Source organism: Candidatus Paraluminiphilus aquimaris (assembly GCF_026230195.1).
In the GTDB taxonomy this organism is placed as follows: Bacteria; Pseudomonadota; Gammaproteobacteria; order Pseudomonadales; family Halieaceae; genus Luminiphilus; species Luminiphilus aquimaris.
Window position 1 is genome coordinate 167,131 of record NZ_CP036501.1, and the last position, 25,026, is coordinate 192,156.

Sequence of the window (25,026 nt, forward strand, 5' to 3'; positions counted from 1 at the left end):
ATGAATGCGCCTCGAGGTCTCAGTCAAGACGCCCCTACCGACCGGCTATTAGCGTTTATTGAGTTTCTGAGAGGTCGAGACATCTTCATTTCACCGGCTGATTCCTTGGTCGCTATGGAAGTTGCAGGACTGGTGGGCTACGCCGATCGCAGACTGCTCAAGAACGGCTTGGGCAGTGCACTTGCGAAGTCCAAATTCGAGATAGAAATCTTCAACGAGGCTTTTGAGCAGTATTTTGGTGCGCCAGAAAATGACAAAAACACCGCGTCAAATAGGGACTCAAAAGAGGACGCAGAGAGCGAGCCGGCAAGCCCCGAACAACTAGGACAGCAACTTGCCCAGGCGCTTGAAGCGCAACCCGAGCTCTCAAAGAACTTATCAAGCGATCTTGTAGAAGCCTTAAAAAGCGGTGACGAAGCGGCTATTGCCATTGCCGTCGAAACCGCCGCGCAACAAGTTGATGTCTCGGCAATAAAACTCTTAACTCAGCGGGGGCAATACATCCGGAAAATGCTGGATGCACTGGGAGAACAAGCCTTAAGAGACGCGGCAGTTGAGTTAGAGAGTACCGAGCCTGCCGCCTTCGAGGCCGTGCAGGCACTTCGTGAGCAACTGCGAAACAAGGTCCGAGATCGTGTGGATCGCGCCTATATGGTCCACGCCAGTGGCGACGCTGAAGACATGCTCGATGAGGCGCTAAGCAACATGTCTCTGGGTAACGTTGACCAGCACCATCGAGCCCGACTTAAGCGTCTGCTTGAGAAGATGACACGCAAACTTGCAGCCAGGCACGGACGCATTCGAAAACGCGTTAAACGTGGACAACTCGCGATTGCACCCACACTTCGCAAAGCCATGGCGACCGACGGCGTCCCCTTCCAGCCTCAATGGCGGAAGAGCCTACGCAGAAAGCCTCAGATATTGATCCTCTGTGATGTCAGTGGCTCTGTCGCAGCCTACGCGAAGTTTCTACTGCTCTTTGTCCACTCGCTACAAGATATCCTGCCAAGGACGCGCAGCTTTGCGTTCTCATCAAACCTTGGTGAAGTGACCGACACGTTGCGCTCTCTGCCTGTTGAAATTGCCATCGAGCGTGTCAATTTGAAGTACGGCGGCGCCACCGACTACGCACGAGCCTTTGAGGACTTCGCCGCTCTGGCCATGGCGGATATCAATCGAGTCACCACCGTCATCGTTCTCGGTGACGCGCGGAACAACAACACCGATCCGCGACTGGACTTACTCGCCGAAATACGCGCTAAGTGTCGACAGCTGATTTGGCTCAACCCTGAGAGTCAGCGGAGCTGGAGCACAGGCGATTCGGAGATGGCGGGCGTTATGAAAAACTGCGACGTCACCGCGGAGTGCAGCACACTAAAGCAACTGGAGCGCGTCATCGACACGCTCTTGACCGAGCTGAATAGCTAAAAGATCGACGGTCATAAAGGTGTGCTCTACATGTCGGGCGATTCGTAGCTTATTGCTGTACCAACTCGCCTCATTGAGCGTACACTGCCGTGCGTCTTGTAGTGTGGATCCAAACACCTCGGAAAACGTACAAGACTCCAGTGGTAATGAAGGTACTGCAGCATGACGGCCGACGCGTTCAGAAACTTGATAGCGCAAACACGAGACAAGTCGTTTCTCGTCGCCCGGCGCGGCATCGAAAAAGAAGGTTTGCGCGTCTCGCGCGATACCCACCGTATTTCACAGCTACCCCATCCGACGGCGTTGGGCTCAGCGCTTACCCACAGCGCCATCACGACGGACTATTCCGAAGCATTGCTCGAGTTTATTACCGGCGTTCACGCGACACCCGAGTCAGCCCTCGAAGAGTTGTTTCATTTACATGCTTACACATCGCAGTCGCTGCCCGATGAAATTATCTGGAGCGCGAGCATGCCCGGTGAGCTAGAGGGCGAGGCGGATATCCCCATCGCGCACTACGGATCATCCAACATTGGGACAATGAAGCGCGTCTATCGAAATGGATTAGGGGCCCGCTACGGCAGAGCAATGCAAGCCATTGCAGGCATCCACTACAATTTCTCCCTGCCTGAGACGTTTTGGGAACTATCGCTCGCTCATTCTGAAACGACGTTATCGATTAAAGATTGGCGAACCCAAGGCTACCTCGCACTGATTAGAAACTTCCAGCGTCGTTTATGGCTCCTTAACTTTCTAACCGGGAGCTCTCCCGCGGTTAGCCGGTCTTTTCTCGCAGGCCAGGCACCAAAGCACCTGGTAGAAGGGCAGTCCAAAACCCTGATGAGTCGACACGCCACCTCGCTTCGTATGGGCGACTTGGGCTACACCAGCTCGGCACAGGACGGCTTGCAGATCTGTTACAACCAGCTTGAGACCTATATTCAAACGCTGACTGACGCCATCGTAGAACCCCATGAGCACTATGCTTCCTTGCCCCCTACGAGTCAGGGTGAGTTATTGCAGCTAAATCACGGCCTACTTCAAATTGAAAACGAGTTTTACAGTGCAATCCGACCCAAACGCGTGACCCAGTCTGGTGAGGCGCCGGTGCGAGCACTTAGAGCCCGGGGGATTGAGTACGTCGAAGTTCGTTGCCTTGACGTCAATCCATTTACCCCGCTGGGGATCGATGTGGACACAACGGCCCTTGTTGATACGTTCGTCCTGAGCTGCCTGCTTGAGGACAGTCCACTGTGTACTTCGCACTCTCGCAAGATCGACAACGAGAATAATCAGAGAGCACTCAATCAGGGTCGAAGTCCATCGCTTCGTTTACTTGACGACGCAGGCAATGAACAAACAGTGGTGGAAGCCTCCGCATCGATATTGATGTCGATGGAAGCCACAGCAGAGCTTCTCGATAGCGCTAATCAAACATCACGACATGTAGAAGCTGTAAACGCCGCTAGATCAAAAATCGTGGGTGATGAGGAGACGTACTCGGCGCGCGTGGTTCGTGAATTGGATGAGCAATCCGTCGATTACTCCACCTTGATGGGCGAGTATTCGAAGCGTTGGAATCGAATCTTCCAGGACTTCGCGCTACCGCTTAATGCAAGGACACAGCTAGCCGATGAAGCCATTGCTTCACTGCGCAAACAACGTGAAATAGAAAAGAGCGATACATCGACATTTGACGCCTTTTTGCAGGCTTTCTACACGCAATATCACTAATGCCTTTTGCGCAACGGCTTTTGGGGTAAGTCGAGCAGCGAGGGGCGGACCCCCCCGCTGCTCTCGTGTCACAACTTAGCTGCCAGCACCAACGACTGAAAGCAATTCAACTTTGAAGATCAAAACTTCATTGGGGCCGATTGCACCACCAGCACCGCCCGCACCATAAGCCAGCTCAGAAGGAATAGTGAGCTCGTACTCAGCTCCCTCACTCATCAATTGCAACGCCTCAGTCCAGCCGGGAATAACTTGTGTAACACCAAAAGTTACAGGCTGCCCTCGGCTGTAGCTGCTATCAAAGACCGTACCGTTAATCAGGCGCCCCTCGTAATGCACTTCGACAGAGTCTGCGGAGGTAGGCTTGGCGCCCGTGCCCGCTTTGACAACTCGGTACTGCAAGCCACTCTCTGTGACCTGTACACCCTCAGCGCTTGCGTTCTCTGCAAGAAACGCTTGACCCACCTCGAGATTACCCGACGCGGCAGCCTGCATCTCAGCTTCTTGCTCAGCCTGCATCTTCTCCTGCATGGCCATCATTTCAGCGTTAATTTCTTCATCGGTCATTTGTGCTTCTGCACCCGAGATAGCGTCTCGAATACCCTGCGCAAACGCATCTGCATCCAGCGGAACGCCTTCTGCCTTCATTCTACGTCCCATATTCAAGGCAATGCCGTAGCTAATGCGCTGATCCTGACTTTCTAAACTCATTTCAGTCGACTCCGTGGTTTGATCACAAGCGACCAAGCCCACGCCAATCAAAATGGCTAGCGCTGCGAATCGAAATTTAACTCCCGAGAAAAAACTCGCTTTAAACATGGCAGGTTGTCCTGTGTGTTGGTGAAAGAGAAACGCATACTACGCGCCTGAAAACGGCGTGGCTACTGCCCAAAAGCTGCAATCAAGCTGTCCAGGTCATCAGGGGCTGACAATGCTGTTATGAGACAAAGATTGGATTCAACAGAAATTGAGACTGACACCGAATACGAAAGCGTGAGGCAGTCGCACAAGAGCTTGGCTAAGGCCTTCTCTGCCTCCAGCTCCAATTGCAGCGCCTCAGTGTACAGTCGCGTGTATTCTTCGCCATCACGCCACACCACGCGCTGACGTCTAAGGGGCTGCAATATGTGCGCCACCCACGGCGCCATCGTGTGCTCCAACGTCTTCACTTCATCTGAGGTGAGTTGCCGCCCTCGCTCTGCTAACCAGGCGTAAAGCAGGGCTTGTACAACGACCAAGCCACTTGAATCCTGCAATGCAAGCAAACAATCACGTAAGGCGCGTGTCTCGTAGCGATTCAGTGCCCACGCCCAAAAGGTCTCATGCAAGCTGTCATCCATGGTTGGCCTCCAATCTTAATTTCGTGGATCGAGGACTTCTTCGCACAACATACTCACGCCGCTGAGCATGGGACCGATCGACACAGGCCTCAGACCAAACAAGACAGACAGGGCGTCGCCCACGGGTATAACCGGCGCCCCCTGCAATCTCGCCATTATGCTGGCGCAGTCTGCGAGGCAAATCTGTAGTCACCCCAGTGTAAAACGAGCCATCAGCGCAACGAACCAGATAAACGAACCATGTAGTAACATCTTCACCCGACATTCGACTCCAGCACTGTCATCCAAAGAAATTTTTTGAGAGTATATGTCGCGAAGCATTCGGAGGCACCATGAGCGAAAACATTACACACGTCAGTGACGCTGACTTTCAAAACGAAGTTCTATCTTCAGACGTCCCTGTCCTCGTTGATTTTTGGGCGGAATGGTGCGGGCCCTGCAAGATGATTGCACCCGTCCTAGAAGAAATCGCCAACGAGTACGGCGACAAACTCAAAGTCTGTAAAGTCGATGTTGACGCGAACCCTGACTTACCCGGTAAATTTGGTATTCGCGGTATTCCCACACTCATCGTATTCAAAGGCGGTAGTGCGGTGGAAACAAAGGTCGGTGCCCTCTCAAAGGCCCAACTTGCTGAGTTTGTAGACGGCTGCCTGTAAACCAGACTGCATCAGTTAAAATTCCTTTCAGATTCGGTAGACGCATCGCTTAAGCGGTGCTACCTTTCGTTTGTGGGCGATCTCTTCGCCCCTACCTTCCCCAGAAACGCCACTTTTAAAGATCAAATCTGCGTCGCTTGGGGTGTGCTCATTGGCAAATCATTTCCTTGGCCATAGCAAAAATAACCATTTACCCATTTCCCAAAGCCACAGGTAAAACCAGTGCAAGAAGAAGAAAACGTTAATCCCGAACTAGTCGCAGCGGTCGAATCGAATGCCACAGCTGAACCAACCGCTGAGTCTGTGACGCCGGAAGCTCCAGCCCAAAAGAGTCCAGCTCAAGAAGCCGCCGACGGCGAAGAGAAAGCTTCACGAACACTCAAGCTGAATCGATCTGCTGAGAGCGCAGCTGAGACTGCGAGCACAGATCAGGCTGCAGCTTCAGAGTCGGCAACCAACTCGGAAGCGGCCCCTGCTCAAGAAGACGGTGAGAATCAAGGCGGTGGACGTAACCGCAGGAACCGGAATCGCCGGAACCGTCGCGAGCCACATGTTCCCTCTGAAAACCCCATGAGCCTGACCGAGCTTAAGACGAAGTCGACACAAGAATTAATCGACATGGCGGCAGAGATGGGCATCGAGAACATGGCCCGGTCTCGCAAGCAAGACATTATTTTCTCGTTACTGAAGCGACATGCGAAGAGTGGCGAAGATATTTTCGGTGACGGCGTACTCGAAATCCTATCGGACGGCTTTGGTTTCTTAAGATCGGCAGACAGCTCCTTCCTCGCCGGGCCCGACGATATTTACGTAAGTCCAAGTCAAATTCGCCGCTTTAATTTGCGGACCGGTGACACGGTCACGGGGATGATTAGACCCCCAAAGGACTCCGAGCGTTATTTTGCCCTGTTGAAAGTCAGCGAAGTTAACTTTGAGTCGCCCGAGACGGCGAAGGCAAAAATTCTATTTGAGAACCTCACCCCATTGTTCCCCGACGAGCGCCTGACGCTGGAAAAAGGCAATGGCTCAACAGAGGATCTAACAGGTCGAATCATCGACTTGTGCTCGCCAATTGGTAAGGGGCAACGAGGCCTGCTCGTGGCACCGCCAAAGGCGGGTAAAACAATCATGATGCAAAGTGTTGCCCAGGCGATCATCAGCAATAACCCCGAGTGCTACATCATCGTTTTGCTGATCGACGAACGTCCTGAAGAAGTAACTGAAATGCAGCGCTCCGTTGGCGCTCGAGGCGCCGAAGTGGTTGCCTCTACGTTTGACGAGCCGCCTTCACGACACGTTCAAGTGGCTGATATGGTCATTGAGAAAGCAAAGCGCTTAGTTGAGCACAAGCGCGATGTCGTAATCTTACTCGACTCGATTACACGTCTGGCGCGCGCCTACAACACGGTCGTACCCAGCTCAGGAAAGGTCTTAACCGGTGGTGTTGACGCGCACGCGCTCGAGCGCCCGAAGCGTTTCTTTGGTGCAGCGCGTAATATCGAGGAAGGCGGCAGCCTCTCAATTATCGCAACAGCGCTCACTGAGACCGGCTCTAAGATGGATGAAGTTATCTACGAGGAGTTCAAAGGTACCGGTAACATGGAGCTGCACCTAGATCGCAAGATCTCGGAGAAGCGTGTGTACCCCGCTATTAATATTAGACGCTCAGGCACGCGCCGCGAGGAACTCCTGACGGGAGAAGACGAATTGCAGCGTATGTGGATTTTACGAAAGCTTCTCCATGGTATGGAGGACCTCCCCGCTATTGAGTTCCTGCAAGACAAACTCCGGGACACTAAGTCCAACGATGAGTTCTTCCGCTCTATGAAGCGGAAGTAAGTAGAGGGCGCCGTAAGGCGCCTTTTTGCTTTCTAAGCCCACCTTATTGCATGGCAGTTTTACGACGCCGCATCCACAGCCGTCTCTACTGTGTCATGCTAGGTACCGAAGGATATGTGAGATAACACTATGAAGTTTCGGGACCTCCGAGAGTTTCTTTCCATGCTGGAAGCCAGCGGTGATCTGGTGCGCATCAAAGAAGAAATTGACCCTAATCTGGAAATGACAGAAATAGCGGATCGCACCTTGCGAGGTGGTGGTCCTGCCCTGCTCTTTGAGAACCCCAAGGGTTACGACATGCCACTTCTCGCCAATCTATTTGGGACAGAGAAACGAGTGGCACAAGGAATGGGCGCAGACTCCATTGAAGCCCTCAGAGAAATCGGTGAGCTACTGGCCTATTTACGCCAACCCGATCCGCCGAAGGGAATGCGCGACCTAATTGACAAAGCGCCGCTGCTAAAGAAAGTTTTGAATATGGGGCCCAAGACAATCAGTCGCCCGCCCTGCCAAGACGTCGTTATCGACACAGACGCCATCGATCTAAACAAACTACCGATTCAAACTTGCTGGCCGGGCGATGTTGGTCCGCTGGTTACTTGGCCACTCGTTATCACGCGCGGACCCGAGAAACCACGCATGAACCTTGGCATTTACCGCATGCAACTGATTGGTCGCAACAAATTGATCATGCGCTGGCTGTCGCATCGAGGTGGTGCGCTTGATTTCAGAGACTGGTGTCTTAAGCGACCGGGCGAGCCTTATCCGGTTGCCATTGCGCTTGGTGCTGACCCTGCGACAACACTTGGCGCGGTAACGCCCGTTCCAGATGCGCTCTCCGAATATGCCTTCGCCGGCTTACTTCGCGGTGGCAAGACCGAGCTCGCAAATTGCCTGACGCAGCGTTGTAAAGATAACGAACTGCTCGTTCCCGCTAATTCTGAGATTATCTTAGAAGGCTACATTGACCCCGAGGAAATGGCTGACGAAGGCCCCTTTGGCGATCACACCGGTTATTACAACGAGGTAGAGAGCTTCCCTGTATTTACCGTAGAAAAAATGACAACACGGAAGAACCCCATATATCACAGCACCTACACTGGGCGTCCACCGGATGAGCCCGCGATCCTTGGCGTCGCGCTCAATGAGGTGTTTGTCCCATTACTACAAAAACAGTTCCCTGAGATTGTCGATTTTTATCTGCCACCCGAGGGCTGCTCATACCGAATGGCGGTTGTAAGCATGCGCAAAGAATATCCGGGACATGCTAAACGGGTGATGCTCGGCATATGGTCATTTTTGCGGCAGTTTATGTACACCAAGTTCATCATCGTCACCGATGAGGACGTCGATGTGCGCAACTGGGAAGACGTGGTTTGGGCGATGACGACGCGTATGGACCCACGCCGCGATTCCGTCTTTATCGACAATACACCCATTGATTACCTAGATTTTGCATCGCCCGTTGCCGGACTGGGCTCAAAAGTGGGCATGGATGCAACCAACAAATGGGAAGGTGAGACCGACCGTGAGTGGGGTAGCTCGATTCAAATGAGCGACGAGGTGAAAGCAAAAGTCGATGACTTGTGGGACTCCTTAGGCATTACGCTACCGGGTCGTCGAAAATAAGGCCCGCTGGCTTAAGATCAAAAGCCGTCGCCCTCGAGTCGCTTAAGCCCCACGCCGAAGTCTGCGAGCACCTAATGCCGTAATTAAGTGCTCCGACGCCTGCTTCTTATGCGCGTCGATTAACAGGTTATCGCCCGCGTCACCGGCTAGCGCATGAGCCTTCAGTAGCGTAAGCGCCAAGGACGCGGCCCCTCTGTCGTCAGTGGCTGCAATATTCGTAAGACGCTCCGCCAGTTGTTCTGCACTATTGGGCTGGTGAACGGCAAGGACGCCGTTCAAGGCATCGTACCAAGAGGCCCCGGCCGTCTCTAAAAGCACCACATCGACATCCTTTGTTGCACCCAGCTGATAAAGCCGCGAGACGTATTCAACCCTTAAGGCCTCATCAGCCTTGTCTGAGACCGCAACGCTGCTCCATACCTTGTTAAGTTGGCTGGGCTTTTGGCTCGCACGAATTTGCCGCACCAAAAGCCAGTGTCTTAACTGCTTGGTGCGCGACTCAGACTGCCAAGATGACTTCTCCAACTTACCCGCTTTACCTAACAGGCCTGCCGTATTTTCACTCAAAACATCGTCGAGGCTGGAGTGGATGAGTTCCAGATTCTGCTCCTCTTTGCGCCTGCCCAGCCAACGGCCAAACCCAGGGACAACTCCCAGTATGATCCTCACTAATTGTCCAACGAGACGTAAGAGAATCAATAGCCCTACAACAGCAAGGAACAAAGCCACCAAGCTTGTCTCAAGGCGGTAGCCACCCACTTGAAGCAACACATAACCTGGGTCCCGGGATACAAAAGACGCAAGCGCAACGCCCACGATTAACCCCGTGGCGATCAGCCACAACCACCGCTTCATTCGGGAACGCTCGCTGGCGCGTTATCGCCGAAATCAGTGCTAAAGAGCGCACTCGAATTTGTCGTGTCGGCACCATCAACGCGCTCGTTATTGATCACCCTGAGTGTCTCAAGTTCTGGCAATTCCAGCCTCAAAGACAGTGAGCTCAGAGCTGCTAACTCGTCGATAACGGCAACCACAGCGGGATCATCATTTGACGACAGAAGTTCTACCAGAATCACTTCGGCTCGCGCTAGGGAGTCTGCAAAGCTCACTGAATCTCTGATGAGCAAGGCCACTCGCGCCTGTTCAAGGTTGAGCTTTATGGAAAGGGCCGCAAAACGAGACCAATCCGAGGTGCTCGGCTTTTGCTGGGGCGATTCAAGCTCAGTGATAACAAAGTACGAAGCGAGCGTGTCAATCGCCTGCTCCCAGAGGGTCAGCGATACGCTTGTGTCGGCCGAAGTCTCGTCAGCATCGATAGGTGAAATAGCGTCCGATTCGGTCTCGCGGACCGAGGGGTCAAGGGCGCTTAAATCCAAGGTTAGAATTTGTCTATCCAGCGCTGACAGACGCCCCATCAATCCCACCATATCGAGCTTTTCAACCGCCCTTAACTGCGTTCGATCAAATGCAATGGCCGATCGAATAGCGCCCACATCGTCACCAGAATCGCTCTTTAGCAAACTGTCTGCTTGAGACAGCAGCGTCAAGGCACCACGCACATCCCCCGCGAACCGTAAGCGCTGACCTGAGAGGCGAATATTGAAAGTGGCCTCAGCACGCCTCCAAGTACTCTGATCGATTTTCGACATTCGATAGAGAAGATGATTCGCCTCATTAAGCTTACCTGCTGCACGCTGCTCAATATCGCGAATGGAATCCAGCTCTGCCGAGAGCCTCGTGGTGGCCGACTGTAAAGCCGCGGACGTGGCGTTTTCGCTCATCTTAATTTTAGTGTCGATAAGCGCCGTTAAATCGTTGGCTAAGGACTGATCTGCCTTTGCCAGGGAAGCGAGGTTTTGCTCCACCTCCGCTTGTTTAGCTTGGAAGGCTGCCACCTCCGGCCATACATAGATGTAACCCGCCGCACCACTGCCAATCAGTACAAGTAAAACCAGTAAGCGAACTAACCTACTCACCAATGATGGCGCTGGAGCTGGTTTATTGCGGGCGGTTTGCTCGCTCATGAAAATGTCCCTTTAAAAACATGACTTAGGACAGTGTAGACAATACCTCGAGTAACGCATCATCACTGGCCCCTGCCGCTACTATACGCGATTGCCAGCCCAGCTCTCGAGCCTGACTTTCAACGCGACCTGAAGGCAGTATGACCGTATGCTTCTCATGCGCGCTTACCCCATAAAGCGCGCAAAGTTCCTCGAGGCGCGAAAGCGTTTCACCGCTGGCAATATGAATATACCTTGGCTCTTGGCTTTCCAGCGCCTGCAAAACTGTACTCTGTGAGACGGATGGCCACACCCGCCGATAGCAATTCACCTCCACGACAGACAAGCCCTGTTCGTTAAGGGACGTACTTAGCAAGTCGCGCCCCCCTTCTCCCTTTATTAAGGCAATGCGATTAGGTAACTGCGATGAATCACTCTGTGTTGAGGCAAGCAGCTCGAGTAGCCCTTCGGAATCCTCGCGATCTGGACTGCTAGCGTCTATGCCTTGGTCAGCGAGCTGTTCTCGGGTCTTTCTCCCAACGGCCAGTACCTTGGTTGATGCCCTTTGGCACGCGCTCAGAACAAAACTGAGCCCGTGAGTCACAGCATTTGCTGATGTAAAGATGAAGACAGTGCTGTGCTCGAGCTCAGCTTCAACTGCAGACGCTATCGCCAACGGCTCTATCTTGAGTAATGGCAAGGCGGTGGCCGCGAAGCCCCTCTCTAAGAGGAGATCTAGTAGCCGTTTCGCATCAGGCTCGGCGCGTGTCAGAACTACATGGGTCACGATCTTGCTGCGGTAAGGATCTCTGCTGCGCCCATGTTCAGAAGCGATTCAGCCACTTCTAACCCCAATGCTTCTGGCTCCGTACCGCGCGCTTCTGCAGCGATAACGTTTGTACCATCGGGGGAACCGACGCGCGCGCGAAGCCACAGGCTATCGCCCTCAGTTACCGCAAAGCTGGCAATCGGCACGTCACAGCCTCCGTTCAACTTACGAACCACGGTTCGCTCAGCGATAACGCGCCGCGCTGTCTCGTTGTGCGCTAGCGGCGCAAGCAACTCAGCCACCCTCGAGTCCGAGGAACGGTACTCGATCCCAACAGCGCCCTGACCCCCAGCCGGGAGCAGGAAATCCTCATCGATTGCAGCGCCAATGCGCTCATCAAAGCCCAGTCGCTTAAGTCCCGCACAGGCCAAGATGATCGCATCGAACTCGCCGGCGTCGAGTTTGGCGAGCCGCGTATTGACGTTGCCTCTCAGGAAGCCAATATCGAGATCCGGGCGTCGCTGCATTACCTGACATGAACGGCGCAGACTCGAAGTGCCTAACTTCGCGCCATGCGGGAGCGCATCGAAACTATCAACACCAACCAGCGCATCGCGCGGATCCTCACGCTCGCAAATAACGCCCAGTGTTAGACCAGGTGGGAGCTCCATGGGAACATCTTTCATTGAGTGAACGGCAATATCGGCTCGCTCGTCCATCAAGGCTGTCTCCAACTCTTTAACGAACAGGCCTTTACCACCCACCTTATAAAGTGGCTTATCGAGCAGCTGATCGCCTCGTGACGTCATTCCCAAAAGCTTTACGTCGATACCGGGATGGTGACGCTTTAACTCTGCCTCAACAAAGTGCGCCTGCCATAGCGCGAGTGGACTTTCGCGCGTCGCGATCGTAATTGAGTTCATGCATCCCCCTGATGTTTTTATTTGCTGCTTTTGTTTTCAGCGTAACGCTTACACAAGCTGTCACCTGTACCTGATACAATAGCATTGTGTAAATTACGAGAAGTTTATCGCGTGTCCAGTTCTTTAGACAGTCATACTAGCCAAACTTGGGGCGGCAGATTCAGCGAGGCAACCGATGCCTTCGTGCAGGAATTTACCGCCTCGTATTCGTTTGATCACATTCTTGCGCACTACGACATACAAGGATCACGTGCGCATGCCGACATGTTAGCGGCCAGCGGCATTTTGAGCAGCGATGATCTGAAGGACATTCACCGAGGTCTCGATCAAGTGCTCACCGAGATCGACGCCGGTGAATTCCATTGGCAGGTAGCACTTGAAGATGTGCACATGAACATCGAGGCTCGACTCACTGAGATCATCGGTGATGCGGGCAAGCGGCTTCATACTGGGCGATCGCGTAACGATCAAGTTGCAACGGATATTCGACTGTATCTTCGTGCGGCAATTAACAGTATCCAAGGACAGCTGCGGCGTCTCAGAGCGGGATTAATTGATCAGGCTGAGACATATGCCGATACCGTTATGCCGGGCTTTACACACCTGCAGGTTGCTCAGCCCGTGACATTTGGCCACCACTTACTGGCGTGGAATGAGATGCTCGCGCGTGATGATGGACGGCTTACCGACTGCGCCGAACGCATGAATCAGTGTCCCCTAGGGGCCGCCGCGTTAGCGGGCACTTCTTACCCGATTAATCGACAGATGACCGCAGAGGCACTGGGCTTTACTGCGCCCACTGAAAATTCGCTGGACTCAGTCAGTGACAGAGACTTTGCGATCGAGTTCACCGCCGCCGCCGCTATCACCATGATGCACCTGTCGCGCATGGCTGAGGAGATGATTATTTGGACGAGTGCTCAATTCGCATTCGTCGATTTACCTGATCGCTTTTGCACCGGCTCCTCGATCATGCCTCAGAAGAAAAATCCTGATGTCCCAGAGTTAATTCGGGGGAAAGCTGGGCGAGTACAAGGTCATTTGGTCGCTTTAATTACGCTCATGAAAGGCCAACCACTCGCCTACAACAAGGACAACCAGGAAGACAAAGAACCGCTCTTTGATGCAGTAAAAACGCTTCACGATTCCCTGTTGGCGTTTGCCGACCTCGTGCCAGCAATGAAAGCCAAACCCGATTCAATGCGTCGTGCCGCCAGTTTGGGGCACCCGACGGCTACCGACCTCGCTGATTATCTTGTGCGCAAGGGCGTCGCTTTCCGAGACGCACACGAAATAGTGGGAACGGCTGTCGGAATGGCTGAAACACAGGGCAAAGATGTTGGTGAGCTGTCATTGGAAGAGCTGCAATCGCTCAGCGGTCTTATCGAGAGCGATGTATTTGAGGTGCTGACGCTTGAGGGCTCGGTGGCTGCTCGAGATCACATAGGGGGAACCGCGCCACGTCAGGTACGCGCCGCGGCTGAACGCGCTCGGGCAAAGCTGAGCGCGGTGTAGCCTGCGCTTTTTGGATAATCTCAAAGAATGGATTGTCCATTGCGGGTCGCCGGTGCTGCCATGACAAGTTGCGACCCTCACCGCTTCAGCTTTCAGCACAATTGAGCCGCTACTCTTACAGCGTCCGCATGGACATCATTTCGGGTCTTCCGCTGAGGCCAGTTAATATGAGGGTAAGCCCAGGGTCTGAAAAAACGGCCTAGGGCCTAAACTGGCCGACCTAGGTGCTTAAAATGACCGACCTAGGGTCTAAAATGAATAGACGCTTGGAAAATAATATCGGGGGCGCTTTCGACAACGATATCTTCCGCAAAACTTACATCGACCGCCCAGTTTTTATTAAGTTGACGGCGCAACCCTAGGCTCAGCATCGCTGCAGGCTCACCCAGCGCATCGGCAGAACTATTTAGCAGTGCACTATGGCTATCGATTTGCCCGATGAGCGCCCAGCGCTCGTTGAAATGCCACTCGGCCGAAAGTCCGCCAAACCATAGCCAATCTCTTTTCTGCGCGCCCAACAAATCGCTGTCGCCAACCGCAGTGACCCCTAACTGACCATGCCAGTAAAGCGGCAAATCACTCCGATGCGCACCACTGAAACGAGCGACACCATAGAAATCTGACGACCCACTCCCCGTCCAATCATCGGAGTTCCCCGTGTCCACTTTGTAACCAAGCGCGTAAGAAATGTGGGTATCGGTTTGTCGCTCTGCCATAAATGACATTTCAAACGTCGCATCCCCAAGCCCAGAAACCGACTCGACCAAGCCGACCTGCTGAGTAGGGTTGGTAAAGTGATACCGTAGCTCATCATCGGGCACGTTGCGTCGCCCTCCGTCGGGCATCCCAAAAAAATCGTGCCATCGATTCACATAGTCATCGGTAAAGCCGCCGCTATGCTTGGTCACCGGTATGACCGCACTTAGCTCCCAAGACGGTGAAACGCCCCAACGAAGCCTTAGACTGTGACGCTGAGTTTCGCCATCAAAAAAAACACTTTCGTCACCGTCCGCTTGTGAAACAAAGTGGGTCGCCACATCAGAGTGCAGGCTAACCGAAACCCCCTCGCGAATATCAGCTGAACGCTGTGAGGGCAGTGCGACCAATGCCGCAAGCGGTGACAGATTCTCTACCCACAAGGGCTCAAAAATAGGCTGAGCCTGCGAGAAAGGTGAAATGCAGAGCGCAAAGAGACTAAAACGCCTCCACCAGCTCCCTACCACGCGATAACTTCTCCCGCATGTTGAGCAAGCTCACTGGTGAGAAGTTCGCGGAAAGCACGGTTCGTTTTCGTATCAAACCAATCGTCATCGTCCTCGCGCCAGACGAAGTGAAAGCCACCCCCCGGAGTCGCCAACCACAGTTGTTCAACCGCTGGCTGACGCGAAAAGACAAAGACGACGCGGTTCACGAAAGTTACGTTTATAACGCCTTCGGCAACCGTTACGTCCGGATCGGACTCAAGCGCCTCCAACCGATTTTCAACCTCCTCGAAGGTGTCTTCGATGCACTCATAATAGCGGGCAGATGCGCTCATACGTCTCCTGAGACTCAATACTTAGCAGTGAATGGCTAGGAACATAAAGATAACGACTTCGCGCTTGCGAGTCACGGTAGCGTTGCAAACCAATGTTATACTCGCGTTTTATTTTTGGTGCGCTGAGTGAAAACGCTGACAACCCTTTCGATTATTTTTGCCTTGGCCCTGGCTTCGGCCTGTGGGCAACCTGGTGAGTTGCGTCGCCCCGCACCACAACCCCCCTCTTCTAACTAAACCTTACTATGTCATCAGATTTGAACCTTCCCAACGGCTTCGCTCGCCAAGCCGGCTCACTGTTTTGTGAAGATACACAGGTATCTGATCTAGCGGAGCAATTCGGAACACCGCTCTATATTTACTCGCAGACCGCGATTACCGACGCGTTTCTGACCTGGAAACAAGCCTTTGGAGACGCTCGCCATCTCGTTTGCTACGCCGTCAAAGCAAACTCGAATATTGCGATTCTACGACTGCTCGCGTCACTGGGTTCGGGCTTTGATATTGTCTCTGGAGGGGAGTTAGAACGGGTACTTACCGCAGGCGGTGATGCCGCTAAAGTGGTGTTCTCCGGTGTTGGGAAATCGCCCGCTGAAATAAGACGCGCGCTCGAAGTGGGAATCCGCTGCTTTAATGTGGAATCTTCAAGCGAGCTTTACCTCATAGAAAAAATTGCGAGCGAACGCGGTGACACCGCCCGTATTTCTATTCGCATCAACCCCGATGTCGATGCGAAAACGCACCCTTACATCTCCACGGGGCTCAAAGAGAATAAGTTCGGCGTCAACGCGCAACAGGCTTTAGAACTCTACCGGTACGCACAAGGCGCCTCTCATCTTCAACCCGTGGGTGTCGACTGCCATATTGGCAGTCAGCTGACAGAGGTCGCACCGTTCGTAGAATCGGTTCAGCACCTTCGTGATCTGGTACTCCAATTGCGTAAATCCGGCATCAATATTGAGCACATCGACATCGGTGGAGGACTGGGTATTCAGTACTCAGATGAAGCGATTCCAAGCCCATCAGAGCTAATATCAGCCGTGCGCGCCGAACTTGACCCGCTTGATGCTGAACTCATGATAGAACCAGGCCGATCCATTGTGGGAAATGCTGGCGCACTCCTCACCAAGGTGTTGGTTGAAAAAGCGGGAGACACAAAATATTTTGCCGTCGTGGATGCGGCGATGAACGATTTACTCAGACCCGCGCTTTACTCCGCGTGGCAAAACATCGTCGAAGTATCGGTGACGCAAGGTAGCGAAAAAAACACCTACGATATCGTCGGGCCCGTTTGCGAAACAGGCGACTTTCTAGGAAAAGAGCGAAGTTTATCTGCCCGCGAGGGCGACCTACTTGCGGTCATGGGGGCTGGTGCCTACAGCTTCTCTATGGCGTCTAATTACAATACCAGACCTCGTGCTGCCGAAATTTTAGTACACGGATCTCACACTCATATCATTCGACAGCGAGAAACGCTGTCGTCGCTCTGGCAGGATGAGCAAATACCAGAGGCGCTGCTATGAAACTTCACTTCACCAAAATGCACGGCGCAGGAAATGACTTTGTCGTTATCGATGCTGTGCGCGCAGCCATCAAGATAAATGAAGACCAGATTCGTAAAATTGCCGATCGGCAAACGGGTGTAGGTTGTGATCAGGTACTGCTAATCGAGCCACCCAAGCGCCCTGACGCTGATTTTGAGTACCGAATTTTCAACGCTGACGGCTCTCCTGCAGGGCAGTGTGGTAACGGCGCGAGGTGCGTTGGGCGATTTATTCATGAGCAGCGTCTGTCCGCAAAGTCGATAATTACGCTGCAAGTCGGCTCGGACCTGAGACGACTCGAGTTCGACGAGACGGGGAGCGTGAAAGCTGAGCTAGGTGCGCCTATTTTCGCGCCCGCTCAAATACCCTTTGCTGCTGATGAGGACGCGACTGAGCACGCACTCACGCTTGCCAATGTCACTGTAATGGCAGGCGTTGTGTCCGTAGGAAATCCTCACGCAGTGCTCCTGGTGGATGACATCGCAGCAACACCCGTTGAGAAAATAGGCCCCATGATTCAAAGCCTCGATGTGTTTCCCGAAGGTGTAAATGTTGGCTTTATGCAAGTTGAAAGCAACACCCAGGTAAAACTTCGTGTATTTGAGCGCGGTGCAGGTGAGACCTTGGCCTGCGGCTCAGGTGCCTGCGCAGCCGTGATTCACGGAATTCGGCTCGGGCAGCTTGCGAACAAGGTGACAGTATCGGTACCGGGGGGTAAGCTCGAAGTATCTTGGGACAACGGTGTGTCGTCAGTTTGGCTCTCAGGCCCAGCGGAAACCGTTTTTGAGGGGAAACTCAATCTCTAGCACGCATGATGGAATCTGACTCAACTAAAAACACCCCCAATGCGGACGACGTTATTCGCTTTCTTGCAGAGAATCCGAATTTCTTCGACCAGCACCCTGAAGCCCTCAGTGAGTTAAGTATCAGCCACGTAAGCGACGGCGCGGTGTCGCTGGTTGAGCGTCAGGTAGCGGTATTGCGCGAGAGAAATGCTGAATTGCGTCGACGCTTCGATCACCTCCTCGCAAGAGCCGAGCAAAACGAGGTACTGCTCAGCGCCACGCAAGAAGTTATTGCCTCGATGGCTGCGCGCGGCGAGCATGAGCAGTTCAGCACGCTATTCACTAGCCTCATGAAAAAGCATTTTGATATCGAATACGCGGTTTATCACGAGCTTGAGGACGACCTACCCTCGGATGCGACCAAAACGGCTAATCACCTTCTCGGTAGTAAAACAGCCACTAGCGGTCCCGTCAGATCCAATGAATTAACTGCACTTTTCGGCAGCGATGCAGGTGATGGATCTGCCGCCATTGCAAAAATAACGCCGCAGTCAGGTGGGCAGGCGTTTATTGCAGTGGGCTCATCGGATGCCACACGCTATAGCGCGGCCGACGGCACACTGTTTCTCGAATACCTTGCAAAGGTCATGGCCAGCTTGCCAATGGCCCGCTCACTCATGAGAAACAAAGCGGATTAATTGATTTGACCGCCGTCGACTTGACGCAAGGGGTATCCGAGTTTCTCCAGTATATTGGTGTCGTAAAGGGGTACTCCCCGCATACACTTGCCAACTATCGTCGGGACCTCGCCAAGCTCGTCAACTTCTGCTCTGAACAGGCCATCAATGATGCCTATGCCCTTGATCAGGCAGTGATTCGCCGATGGGTAGCCCAGCTGAGTCGCGAAAAACTGTCGGCCAATTCGATTCAGCGGCACTTGTCTGCCACACGGTCACTTTATAAATTTCTTGCTCGGCACCACAGTGACCTTCGAGATCCGACCGCTGGTGTGCGGGCGCCCCGGGCACCTCGAACACTCCCCAAAAGCCTGGAAGCCGACCAGGTTGGTCAGCTACTCAACCACCAAAGTGAAAATGCCTTTATGGCGCGTGACCACGCTATGGCCGAGCTGCTTTATTCCGCGGGATTGCGACTCTCAGAACTTGTTGGGGCGAATATCAACGACCTTGATGCGGGTGAAAAAATCATCACGGTGCTGGGTAAGGGACAGAAAACACGCATCGTCCCGGTAGGCGCTCCTGCCTTAGCGGCGATCGCGGAGTGGATGAAATATCGTCCCATGGGAGATGAGCGGCTGGGTTTTGACTCACCCCTTTTTGTAAGCAAACGAGGCACCCGTATCAGCCCTCGAAGCGTGCAGGAGCGCATCCGACAGCTCGCCGTGAAGCATGGTATGTCTCAGCGGATTCATCCTCACGTCTTGCGCCATGCTTTTGCCAGTCACCTGCTTGAATCGAGCGGTGATTTGAGAGCGGTACAAGAGCTACTGGGGCACGCAAACATTGCCACAACTCAAATCTATACCCATCTCGATTTCCAGCATCTAGCCAAAGTGTATGACCGGGCGCACCCGCGCGCGCAGCAAAGCAAGAAAGCCAAAACCTAATTCAACGAACCCACCTGAAAGCGAAGCCAACGTGACCGTATCCATTCTTTCATTCGATCTTGATGACACTGTGTGGGATCCGCGGCCCGCTTTAATCGCTGCAGACACTGCGCAGTGGAAATTTCTTGCAATCCAATTTCCCGCGCTGGCCGAGCATTTTACGAAAGATAGAGTGATGGGCTGCCGAAAGCACGTCATTGATAGCTCACCCCTGATCGTAGGCGACGTGACCGCGCTTCGAATCGAAGTAATGCGACAGCTTCTCTTATCGCTCGGGGTCGGCACTGACGTGGCACTTGAGGTGGCCAACGATGCCTTTGCCGCCTTCATGGCACGGAGAAACGACGTGATTTTGTTTCCTGATGCGCAGGAGGTCTTATCTCAGCTCGCCACTCAATTTACGCTCATAGCGATAACAAACGGTAATGCAGACGTGCACAAAACGTCTTTGGGGCCCTTCTTTCGCTCGGCCTTTCGGGCAGATGAGGTAGGAAGCGCCAAACCGGAGGCAAAAATCTTTGAGGTGGCAATGCGGTCTGTGGACTGCCTACCTTCCGAGATCATTCACATTGGTGACAGCATTGAAACGGACGTCAACGGTGCACTTAACGCGGGCATCACACCCGTATGGTTCAATCCTGAGGGCAAGGAAAATGGGTTAGGGGTAAACGAGGTGCGTTCACTGACAGAGCTTCCTGCCGTGATCGCCAGACTTAATGTTTAAATAGCCTCTTCACCGGTCTCACCCGTTCGAATACGAACAACCTGCTCAAGCTCAGAGACAAAAATCTTACCATCGCCAATTTTGCCCGTGCTCGCAGCCGCAATAATGGTATCGACAATTTGATCAAGCTGGTCCGCTGAGGTGGCAATCTCAAGTTTTAGCTTGGGTAGAAAATCAACAACATATTCGGCACCACGATAGAGCTCGGTATGACCGCGCTGACGACCAAAACCCTTCACCTCGGTAACCGTGACGCCCTGAACGCCAATCTCCGACAGCGCACTGCGCACATCATCTAACTTAAATGGTTTGATAATCGCGGTAACCAGTTTCATGACAACCTCTTCCAGATTTTACGTCCACATTATTGGTGCAGAGTATGGCCCAAGCTGAAGCGTTAATGAAGTAAGGAATAGTCGACTTGCGATAAAGCAAAAAAAAACCCGACCAAATGGCCGGGTTTGGTAAATGAAACAAGTGCTCAGCGGTTAGCGATAACGCCACCTGCGCGCTGAACGTTAAGATCAAAACGATCTGCCTGCATAACTTTGGTCCACGCCGCGGCAAAGTCACTGACGAACTTCGCCTCACCGTCGTCAGATCCATATACCTCCGAAATTGATCGAAGCTCAGAACTGGAGCCGAACATAAGGTCAATGGGCGTTGCGGACCAGCGACGGTCGCCTGTCTTTCGATCCCTTGCAATATAAACCCCCGGAAACTCTGTCGAAGCCGTCCATTCAACGCTCATATCAAGCAGATTCACAAAGAAATCATTACTCAACTGACCCTCCCGATCAGTCAAAACGCCGTGAGAGGACCCCGCAGTATTGGCGCCCAATACACGAAGGCCGCCAACCAACGCGGTCATCTCCGGTGGGGTCAAGTCGAGAAGGTTGGCTTTGTCGATCATCGCGCCAACCGGTGACATGTAATTGCGGTCCTCATCGTAGTAATTCCGGAACCCGTCAGCCACAGGCTCAAGCGCAGCGAAAGAATTGACATCGGTTTGCGCTTGAGACGCATCCATACGACCTGGCGTAAAGCCGATGGTAAGGTCATGACCACGCTCTGCCGCCGCACTTTCTATTGCCGCAGCGCCAGCCAGTACGATCATGTCTGCCATGCTTATGGCTCTCTTTCCTCGTGCGTTGTCATTGAACTGTGTCTGCACGGCCTCCAGTGCTGCGAGGGTCGATGCCAGCTCATCCGTGTCATTCACTTCCCACGAGTTCATGGGTGCAAGTCGAACGCGTGCACCGTTAGCACCCCCACGCATGTCACTGTCACGGTATGACGCAGCAGAAGCCCAAGCCGCCTTTACGAGTGATGACGTGCTCAGGCCAGAGGCCATGATGGCCTTCTTCAGCTTCTTAATATCGCGCTTGGTCACAAGATCGTGATCGACGGGGGGAATCGGGTCCTGCCACATCAACACTTCCTCGGGCACATCGACTCCTACATAACGCGCGCGCGGACCCATGTCACGGTGCGTGAGCTTGAACCACGCTCTTGCGAAGGCGTCCTCAAACTCAGCTGGATTTGCCAGGAAGCGTTGAGAGATTTCGCGATACGCCGGGTCAGCCTTTAGCGATAAATCCGTCGTAAACATGATCGGTGCATGCTTGATGTCCGGACGGTGAGCATCTGGCACCGTGTCAGCAGCTTGCCCATCTACGGGAATCCATTGAATCGCACCTGCGGGGCTACGCGTCATTTCCCAGTCAAAGGAAAACAAGTTTGCGAGGTAAAGCATACTCCAACGCGTTGGCGTCGCTGTCCATGCGCCTTCAAACCCTGAGGTTACCGTGTCCTCAGAATGGCCTTTGCCACACTTATTGTTCCAGCCAAAGCCTTGCTCTTCGAGTGCTTCACCCGCGGGCTCGACGCCCACACACTCGTCGGGTTTGTGTGCGCCGTGACCTTTACCAAAGGTGTGACCACCCGCAATAAGCGCGACTGTCTCGGCGTCGTTCATGGCCATTCGACCAAAGGTTTCGCGAATATCATGTGCGGCAAGGGCCGGATCAGGATTTCCATTTGGTCCCTCAGGATTCACGTAGATCAGTCCCATCTGTACGGCAGCAAGTGGGTTATCCAATTTGCGATCGCCCGTGTAACGCTCATCAGCCAGCATCACTTTCTCGGGTCCCCAATAAACAAGGTCGGGCTCCCAATCGTCCGTGCGACCGCCAGCAAATCCAAAGGTCTTAAAGCCCATATCCTCCATGGCAACGTTGCCAGCAAGAATCATAAGATCGGCCCAGCTAACACTGGCCCCATACGCCTTTTTTACGGGCCACAAGAGACGCCGCGCTTTGTCGAGGTTTCCGTTATCGGGCCAACTATTAAGCGGCTCAAAACGCTGCTGCCCACCTCCCGCTCCGCCGCGACCATCGGCAACGCGATAAGTACCCGCGCTGTGCCAGGCCATTCGAATAAATAAAGGTCCGTAGTGACCGTAATCCGCTGGCCACCAGTCCTGAGAATCCGTCAGCGTTGCTCGAATGTCGGCCTTTAACGCATTCAAATCGACGGTTGCAAACTCTGCTGCGTAGTTAAAGTCAGGACCGTAGGGATTTGACTCGGGTGAGTGCTGACGCAATGGCGTCAAATCAATACGCTCCGGCCACCAAAATTTAGGCGGTTTTGCAAAGGTATTTTCTGCCTGCACGGAGGCAGACAGCGCTGTGAATACTGCGAACCCTGCTAAGGCAAACTTCATAGCTTTCATGGTTAACACCTCAAAGTAAGTTTCATTATGGTTAGAGCCTGCGCCCAGACGAAGACCCACTCCCCTAAGCTAGTCGCTCATGATCAAACGGGCAAATCGAATAAATTAGCAGGGGCCATCGAAAATTTTGATGACGGCCTCGTTAATGGCGGTGGGTGCTGCCCTTAGGGCAAGGAGACATCGTCGCGCTGATAGTCGTTGGGGCGCACAGATTAACGATCTCGGGGATAAGAAAAACCGACATCTAGAGGAATTACAGACAAAAAAAGGGGGAGCAGAGCTCCCCCAAGGTCTCACTCAAACCACTATCGGCCGGTAGTAAACTCTGGATACGCTTCCAGACCACATTCAGAGATGTCGGAACCTTCGTACTCTTCTTCCTCGGAGACGCGGACTGGTGTAATGAACCCAATGACCTTGAACGTCACGAAGGAAGCAACGAAAACCCAACCAAAAATCGTCGCCGCACCAATCAACTGACCTGAGAAGGACGACGCTTCAGAGTTCGTGATAGGCACGAGTAGAAGGCCTAAGAGTCCAACTACGCCGTGGACTGATACAGCACCTACGGGATCGTCAAACTTCATCTTGTCCAGTGTGACGATTGAGAACACAACCAACGCACCGCCTAAGGCACCAAAGAGAGTCGCCTGAAGAGCAGTTGGTGTAGAGGGCTCAGCCGTGATGGCTACTAGGCCGGCAAGACAACCGTTGAGCGCCATAGTCAGGTCGAACTTTCCAAACATCAGCTTGGCGACCGTTAGCGCGGCAATACAACCACCCGCTGCGGCTGCGTTCGTATTCATAAATACGTTGGCCACTGCTGTTGCGTCGGAAACAGTTGCGGTAGCGAGTACCGAACCACCGTTGAATCCGAACCAGCCCATCCACAGGATGAACGTGCCCAAGGTCGCAAGCGGCATGTTCGCGCCGGGGATCGCATTCACTTTGCCGTCCGCGGTGTACTTACCCTTACGTGCACCGATGACCAGAACACCGGCAACACCTGCAGCGGCGCCTGCCATGTGGACAATGCCCGATCCAGCAAAGTCAGAGAACCCTAAGTCGCCAAGCGTGTACATTCCGAAGACAGGGTCACCACCCCACGTCCAATTACCTTCCATTGGGTAGATAACGCCCGTCATGACTACCGCGAAAATCAGGAATGCCAGTAACTTCATGCGTTCTGCCACTGCGCCCGATACGATCGACATGGCCGTCGCCACAAATACCACCTGGAAGAAGAAATCGGCAGAGGGCGCGTACCCATTGTCGAGGTTCTCCGCAGTGATGCCATCCAACATAAAGTTAGAAAGCGACGGATACATGATTTCGTATCCGACAAGCATGTACATCGTACAGGCCACCGCAAACAGCACGATGTTCTTTGTCAATATCTCGGTCGTGTTCTTACTGCGAACAAGGCCGGCTTCGAGCATGGCGAAACCTGCTGCCATCCACATAACTAGGGCGCCACACACCAAAAAATAAAAGGTGTTTAACGCGTAACTCAATTCAGCTGTAACTTCCATGATGATTCTCCTATTCGCTTAAAGCGCGTCGACACCGGTCTCACCGGTGCGGATACGAATGGACTGTTCAAGCGACGTGACAAAAATTTTGCCGTCACCGATGTTTCCGGTTTGAGCTGCACTGGAAATTGCTTCAATCGTCTGATCGAGCAACTCCTCTGATACAGCGACCTCTACCTTCGTTTTCGGTAAAAAATCGACCACATATTCAGCGCCTCGATAAAGCTCGGTGTGACCTTTTTGTCTACCGAAACCCTTTACCTCACTCACGGTGATTCCTTGTACCCCAATCGTAGAGAGTGCTTCTCGCACATCATCTAACTTGAAGGGTTTGATTACTGCGGTGACCATTTTCATTGGGTAATCTCCTTTTTAAATGGTTGCCAACGTTCCACGCGACTCAACGATGACCTTGCTGGGTGCCGCGGGGGCAGCTTTGCGGGCGCTTTTGATTCGCATTACTCGACTCCTGTGTTTGACCTCTCGCTGAGCGTGAGACCACGCAGCTTGGGACGCCATATGCATTGCGAGCAACGCGCCAACAAGATTAATTTGTTTAAAAACATATGCTTAAGAGTTTTCTTGTGCGAATAAAGGCCCTGTACGGGGAACCACACGACCATCAGCGCACCACAATAGTGCGAGCCCCGATGAAATCTGCACGTAATTGATGCAGTACATTCCGATGCAATTCCGGTAGTCTTTTC

General features: G+C 53.2%; 24 protein-coding genes. 11 read left to right on the forward strand and 13 right to left on the reverse strand.

Translation table 11 applies throughout. The features are described from left to right. Together E0F26_RS00780 and gshA are read left to right on the forward strand one after the other, a co-directional pair. Window positions 1-1,428: a VWA domain-containing protein gene (locus E0F26_RS00780; RefSeq protein ID WP_279242137.1), complete on the forward strand. Its 1,428-nt coding sequence runs from the start codon at window positions 1-3 to the stop codon at window positions 1,426-1,428. 162 nt (window positions 1,429-1,590) lie between these two features. Further along, window positions 1,591-3,162, forward strand: a complete 1,572-nt coding sequence (gene gshA / locus E0F26_RS00785; RefSeq protein ID WP_279242138.1) for a glutamate--cysteine ligase — start codon at window positions 1,591-1,593, stop codon at window positions 3,160-3,162. 75 nt (window positions 3,163-3,237) lie between these two features. Here the strand turns inward: gshA and E0F26_RS00790 are convergent, their stop codons facing one another. From E0F26_RS00790 to E0F26_RS00800, 3 genes are all read right to left on the reverse strand, one after another. After that, window positions 3,238-3,978 carry a BamJ family beta-barrel-assembly machinery protein gene (locus E0F26_RS00790; RefSeq protein WP_279242139.1) on the reverse strand — a complete coding sequence of 247 codons (741 nt, stop codon included), beginning with the start codon at window positions 3,976-3,978 and terminating at the stop codon, window positions 3,238-3,240. Between the two features lie 62 nt (window positions 3,979-4,040). Continuing rightward, on the reverse strand, window positions 4,041-4,499 hold the full coding sequence (locus E0F26_RS00795; protein WP_279242140.1) for a TIGR02444 family protein: 459 nt from the start codon (window positions 4,497-4,499) through the stop codon (window positions 4,041-4,043). Continuing rightward, window positions 4,492-4,764, reverse strand: a complete 273-nt coding sequence (locus E0F26_RS00800; RefSeq protein WP_279242141.1) for a GIY-YIG nuclease family protein — start codon at window positions 4,762-4,764, stop codon at window positions 4,492-4,494. The genes E0F26_RS00795 and E0F26_RS00800 overlap by 8 nt, the downstream gene beginning before the upstream one ends. Before the next feature lie 67 nt (window positions 4,765-4,831). Here E0F26_RS00800 and trxA point away from each other — a divergent pair, with 67 nt between their 5' ends. From trxA to ubiD, 3 genes are all read left to right on the forward strand, one after another. After that, window positions 4,832-5,158: a thioredoxin TrxA gene (gene trxA, locus E0F26_RS00805; protein ID WP_279242142.1), complete on the forward strand. Its 327-nt coding sequence runs from the start codon at window positions 4,832-4,834 to the stop codon at window positions 5,156-5,158. Window positions 5,159-5,728: 570 nt separating this feature from the next. Next, window positions 5,729-6,997, forward strand: a complete 1,269-nt coding sequence (gene rho / locus E0F26_RS00810; protein ID WP_279243240.1) for a transcription termination factor Rho — start codon at window positions 5,729-5,731, stop codon at window positions 6,995-6,997. A gap of 129 nt (window positions 6,998-7,126) precedes the next feature. Next, on the forward strand, window positions 7,127-8,626 hold the full coding sequence (ubiD, locus tag E0F26_RS00815; protein WP_279242143.1) for a 4-hydroxy-3-polyprenylbenzoate decarboxylase: 1,500 nt from the start codon (window positions 7,127-7,129) through the stop codon (window positions 8,624-8,626). A gap of 42 nt (window positions 8,627-8,668) precedes the next feature. Here ubiD and E0F26_RS00820 read toward each other — a convergent pair whose 3' ends face one another. The 4 genes from E0F26_RS00820 to hemC are packed head-to-tail and all read right to left on the reverse strand — an operon-like array spanning window position 8,669 to window position 12,321. Further along, window positions 8,669-9,481 carry a heme biosynthesis HemY N-terminal domain-containing protein gene (locus E0F26_RS00820; RefSeq protein WP_279242144.1) on the reverse strand — a complete coding sequence of 271 codons (813 nt, stop codon included), beginning with the start codon at window positions 9,479-9,481 and terminating at the stop codon, window positions 8,669-8,671. After that, entirely contained in the window at window positions 9,478-10,650 is a 1,173-nt protein-coding gene (locus tag E0F26_RS00825; protein WP_279242145.1) for a uroporphyrinogen-III C-methyltransferase, read from the reverse strand. The genes E0F26_RS00820 and E0F26_RS00825 overlap by 4 nt, the downstream gene beginning before the upstream one ends. A 25-nt stretch (window positions 10,651-10,675) precedes the next feature. After that, a complete protein-coding gene (locus E0F26_RS00830; protein ID WP_279242146.1) occupies window positions 10,676-11,416 on the reverse strand; it encodes a uroporphyrinogen-III synthase in 741 nt (246 codons plus the stop codon). Next, window positions 11,413-12,321, reverse strand: a complete 909-nt coding sequence (gene hemC / locus E0F26_RS00835) for a hydroxymethylbilane synthase (RefSeq protein WP_279242147.1) — start codon at window positions 12,319-12,321, stop codon at window positions 11,413-11,415. Before hemC ends, E0F26_RS00830 begins: the two co-directional genes overlap by 4 nt. A 111-nt stretch (window positions 12,322-12,432) precedes the next feature. Here hemC and argH point away from each other — a divergent pair, with 111 nt between their 5' ends. Beyond that, entirely contained in the window at window positions 12,433-13,836 is a 1,404-nt protein-coding gene (argH, locus tag E0F26_RS00840) for an argininosuccinate lyase (RefSeq protein WP_279242148.1), read from the forward strand. A gap of 242 nt (window positions 13,837-14,078) precedes the next feature. Here the strand turns inward: argH and E0F26_RS00845 are convergent, their stop codons facing one another. Both E0F26_RS00845 and cyaY read right to left on the reverse strand, forming a co-directional pair. Continuing rightward, window positions 14,079-15,059 carry a DUF3187 family protein gene (locus E0F26_RS00845; protein ID WP_279242149.1) on the reverse strand — a complete coding sequence of 327 codons (981 nt, stop codon included), beginning with the start codon at window positions 15,057-15,059 and terminating at the stop codon, window positions 14,079-14,081. Next, window positions 15,053-15,373: an iron donor protein CyaY gene (gene cyaY, locus E0F26_RS00850; protein WP_279242150.1), complete on the reverse strand. Its 321-nt coding sequence runs from the start codon at window positions 15,371-15,373 to the stop codon at window positions 15,053-15,055. The genes E0F26_RS00845 and cyaY overlap by 7 nt, the downstream gene beginning before the upstream one ends. Before the next feature lie 245 nt (window positions 15,374-15,618). Here cyaY and lysA point away from each other — a divergent pair, with 245 nt between their 5' ends. The 5 genes from lysA to E0F26_RS00875 are packed head-to-tail and all read left to right on the forward strand — an operon-like array spanning window position 15,619 to window position 20,053. Continuing rightward, window positions 15,619-16,896 carry a diaminopimelate decarboxylase gene (gene lysA, locus E0F26_RS00855; protein ID WP_279242151.1) on the forward strand — a complete coding sequence of 426 codons (1,278 nt, stop codon included), beginning with the start codon at window positions 15,619-15,621 and terminating at the stop codon, window positions 16,894-16,896. Then, window positions 16,893-17,723 (forward strand): diaminopimelate epimerase, encoded by an 831-nt coding sequence (dapF, locus tag E0F26_RS00860; protein WP_279242152.1) that lies wholly within the window; start codon window positions 16,893-16,895, stop codon window positions 17,721-17,723. Before lysA ends, dapF begins: the two co-directional genes overlap by 4 nt. Before the next feature lie 5 nt (window positions 17,724-17,728). Continuing rightward, window positions 17,729-18,400, forward strand: a complete 672-nt coding sequence (locus tag E0F26_RS00865) for a DUF484 family protein (RefSeq protein WP_279242153.1) — start codon at window positions 17,729-17,731, stop codon at window positions 18,398-18,400. A gap of 5 nt (window positions 18,401-18,405) precedes the next feature. Then, complete coding sequence (xerC, locus tag E0F26_RS00870; protein WP_279242154.1) at window positions 18,406-19,329, forward strand: tyrosine recombinase XerC; 924 nt, start codon at window positions 18,406-18,408, stop codon at window positions 19,327-19,329. A gap of 31 nt (window positions 19,330-19,360) precedes the next feature. Continuing rightward, complete coding sequence (locus tag E0F26_RS00875; RefSeq protein ID WP_279242155.1) at window positions 19,361-20,053, forward strand: HAD family hydrolase; 693 nt, start codon at window positions 19,361-19,363, stop codon at window positions 20,051-20,053. Here E0F26_RS00875 and glnK read toward each other — a convergent pair. The 4 genes from glnK to E0F26_RS00895 all read right to left on the reverse strand — a co-directional run bounded on the left by glnK (window position 20,050) and on the right by E0F26_RS00895 (window position 24,676). After that, window positions 20,050-20,388 carry a P-II family nitrogen regulator gene (gene glnK, locus E0F26_RS00880; RefSeq protein WP_279242156.1) on the reverse strand — a complete coding sequence of 113 codons (339 nt, stop codon included), beginning with the start codon at window positions 20,386-20,388 and terminating at the stop codon, window positions 20,050-20,052. The genes E0F26_RS00875 and glnK overlap by 4 nt on opposite strands. A gap of 146 nt (window positions 20,389-20,534) precedes the next feature. Continuing rightward, window positions 20,535-22,787, reverse strand: a complete 2,253-nt coding sequence (katG, locus tag E0F26_RS00885; protein WP_279242157.1) for a catalase/peroxidase HPI — start codon at window positions 22,785-22,787, stop codon at window positions 20,535-20,537. A gap of 305 nt (window positions 22,788-23,092) precedes the next feature. Then, window positions 23,093-24,319, reverse strand: a complete 1,227-nt coding sequence (locus tag E0F26_RS00890) for an ammonium transporter family protein (RefSeq protein WP_279242158.1) — start codon at window positions 24,317-24,319, stop codon at window positions 23,093-23,095. A gap of 18 nt (window positions 24,320-24,337) precedes the next feature. Beyond that, window positions 24,338-24,676, reverse strand: a complete 339-nt coding sequence (locus E0F26_RS00895; RefSeq protein ID WP_279242159.1) for a P-II family nitrogen regulator — start codon at window positions 24,674-24,676, stop codon at window positions 24,338-24,340. Window positions 24,677-25,026: the final 350 nt, after the last annotated feature.

What these genes read in the sequence shown, in the direction of transcription:
- E0F26_RS00780 (WP_279242137.1), top strand. Translation starts at nt 1, where the DNA reads ATGAATGCGCCTCGAGGTCTCAGTCAAGACGCCCCTACCGACCGGCTA.
- gshA (WP_279242138.1), top strand. Translation starts at nt 1,591, where the DNA reads ATGACGGCCGACGCGTTCAGAAACTTGATAGCGCAAACACGAGACAAG.
- E0F26_RS00790 (WP_279242139.1), bottom strand. Translation starts at nt 3,978, where the DNA reads ATGTTTAAAGCGAGTTTTTTCTCGGGAGTTAAATTTCGATTCGCAGCG.
- E0F26_RS00795 (WP_279242140.1), bottom strand. Translation starts at nt 4,499, where the DNA reads ATGGATGACAGCTTGCATGAGACCTTTTGGGCGTGGGCACTGAATCGC.
- E0F26_RS00800 (WP_279242141.1), bottom strand. Translation starts at nt 4,764, where the DNA reads ATGTCGGGTGAAGATGTTACTACATGGTTCGTTTATCTGGTTCGTTGC.
- trxA (WP_279242142.1), top strand. Translation starts at nt 4,832, where the DNA reads ATGAGCGAAAACATTACACACGTCAGTGACGCTGACTTTCAAAACGAA.
- rho (WP_279243240.1), top strand. Translation starts at nt 5,729, where the DNA reads ATGAGCCTGACCGAGCTTAAGACGAAGTCGACACAAGAATTAATCGAC.
- ubiD (WP_279242143.1), top strand. Translation starts at nt 7,127, where the DNA reads ATGAAGTTTCGGGACCTCCGAGAGTTTCTTTCCATGCTGGAAGCCAGC.
- E0F26_RS00820 (WP_279242144.1), bottom strand. Translation starts at nt 9,481, where the DNA reads ATGAAGCGGTGGTTGTGGCTGATCGCCACGGGGTTAATCGTGGGCGTT.
- E0F26_RS00825 (WP_279242145.1), bottom strand. Translation starts at nt 10,650, where the DNA reads ATGAGCGAGCAAACCGCCCGCAATAAACCAGCTCCAGCGCCATCATTG.
- hemC (WP_279242147.1), bottom strand. Translation starts at nt 12,321, where the DNA reads ATGAACTCAATTACGATCGCGACGCGCGAAAGTCCACTCGCGCTATGG.
- cyaY (WP_279242150.1), bottom strand. Translation starts at nt 15,373, where the DNA reads ATGAGCGCATCTGCCCGCTATTATGAGTGCATCGAAGACACCTTCGAG.
- lysA (WP_279242151.1), top strand. Translation starts at nt 15,619, where the DNA reads ATGTCATCAGATTTGAACCTTCCCAACGGCTTCGCTCGCCAAGCCGGC.
- dapF (WP_279242152.1), top strand. Translation starts at nt 16,893, where the DNA reads ATGAAACTTCACTTCACCAAAATGCACGGCGCAGGAAATGACTTTGTC.
- E0F26_RS00865 (WP_279242153.1), top strand. Translation starts at nt 17,729, where the DNA reads ATGATGGAATCTGACTCAACTAAAAACACCCCCAATGCGGACGACGTT.
- glnK (WP_279242156.1), bottom strand. Translation starts at nt 20,388, where the DNA reads ATGAAACTGGTTACCGCGATTATCAAACCATTTAAGTTAGATGATGTG.
- katG (WP_279242157.1), bottom strand. Translation starts at nt 22,787, where the DNA reads ATGAAAGCTATGAAGTTTGCCTTAGCAGGGTTCGCAGTATTCACAGCG.
- E0F26_RS00890 (WP_279242158.1), bottom strand. Translation starts at nt 24,319, where the DNA reads ATGGAAGTTACAGCTGAATTGAGTTACGCGTTAAACACCTTTTATTTT.
- E0F26_RS00895 (WP_279242159.1), bottom strand. Translation starts at nt 24,676, where the DNA reads ATGAAAATGGTCACCGCAGTAATCAAACCCTTCAAGTTAGATGATGTG.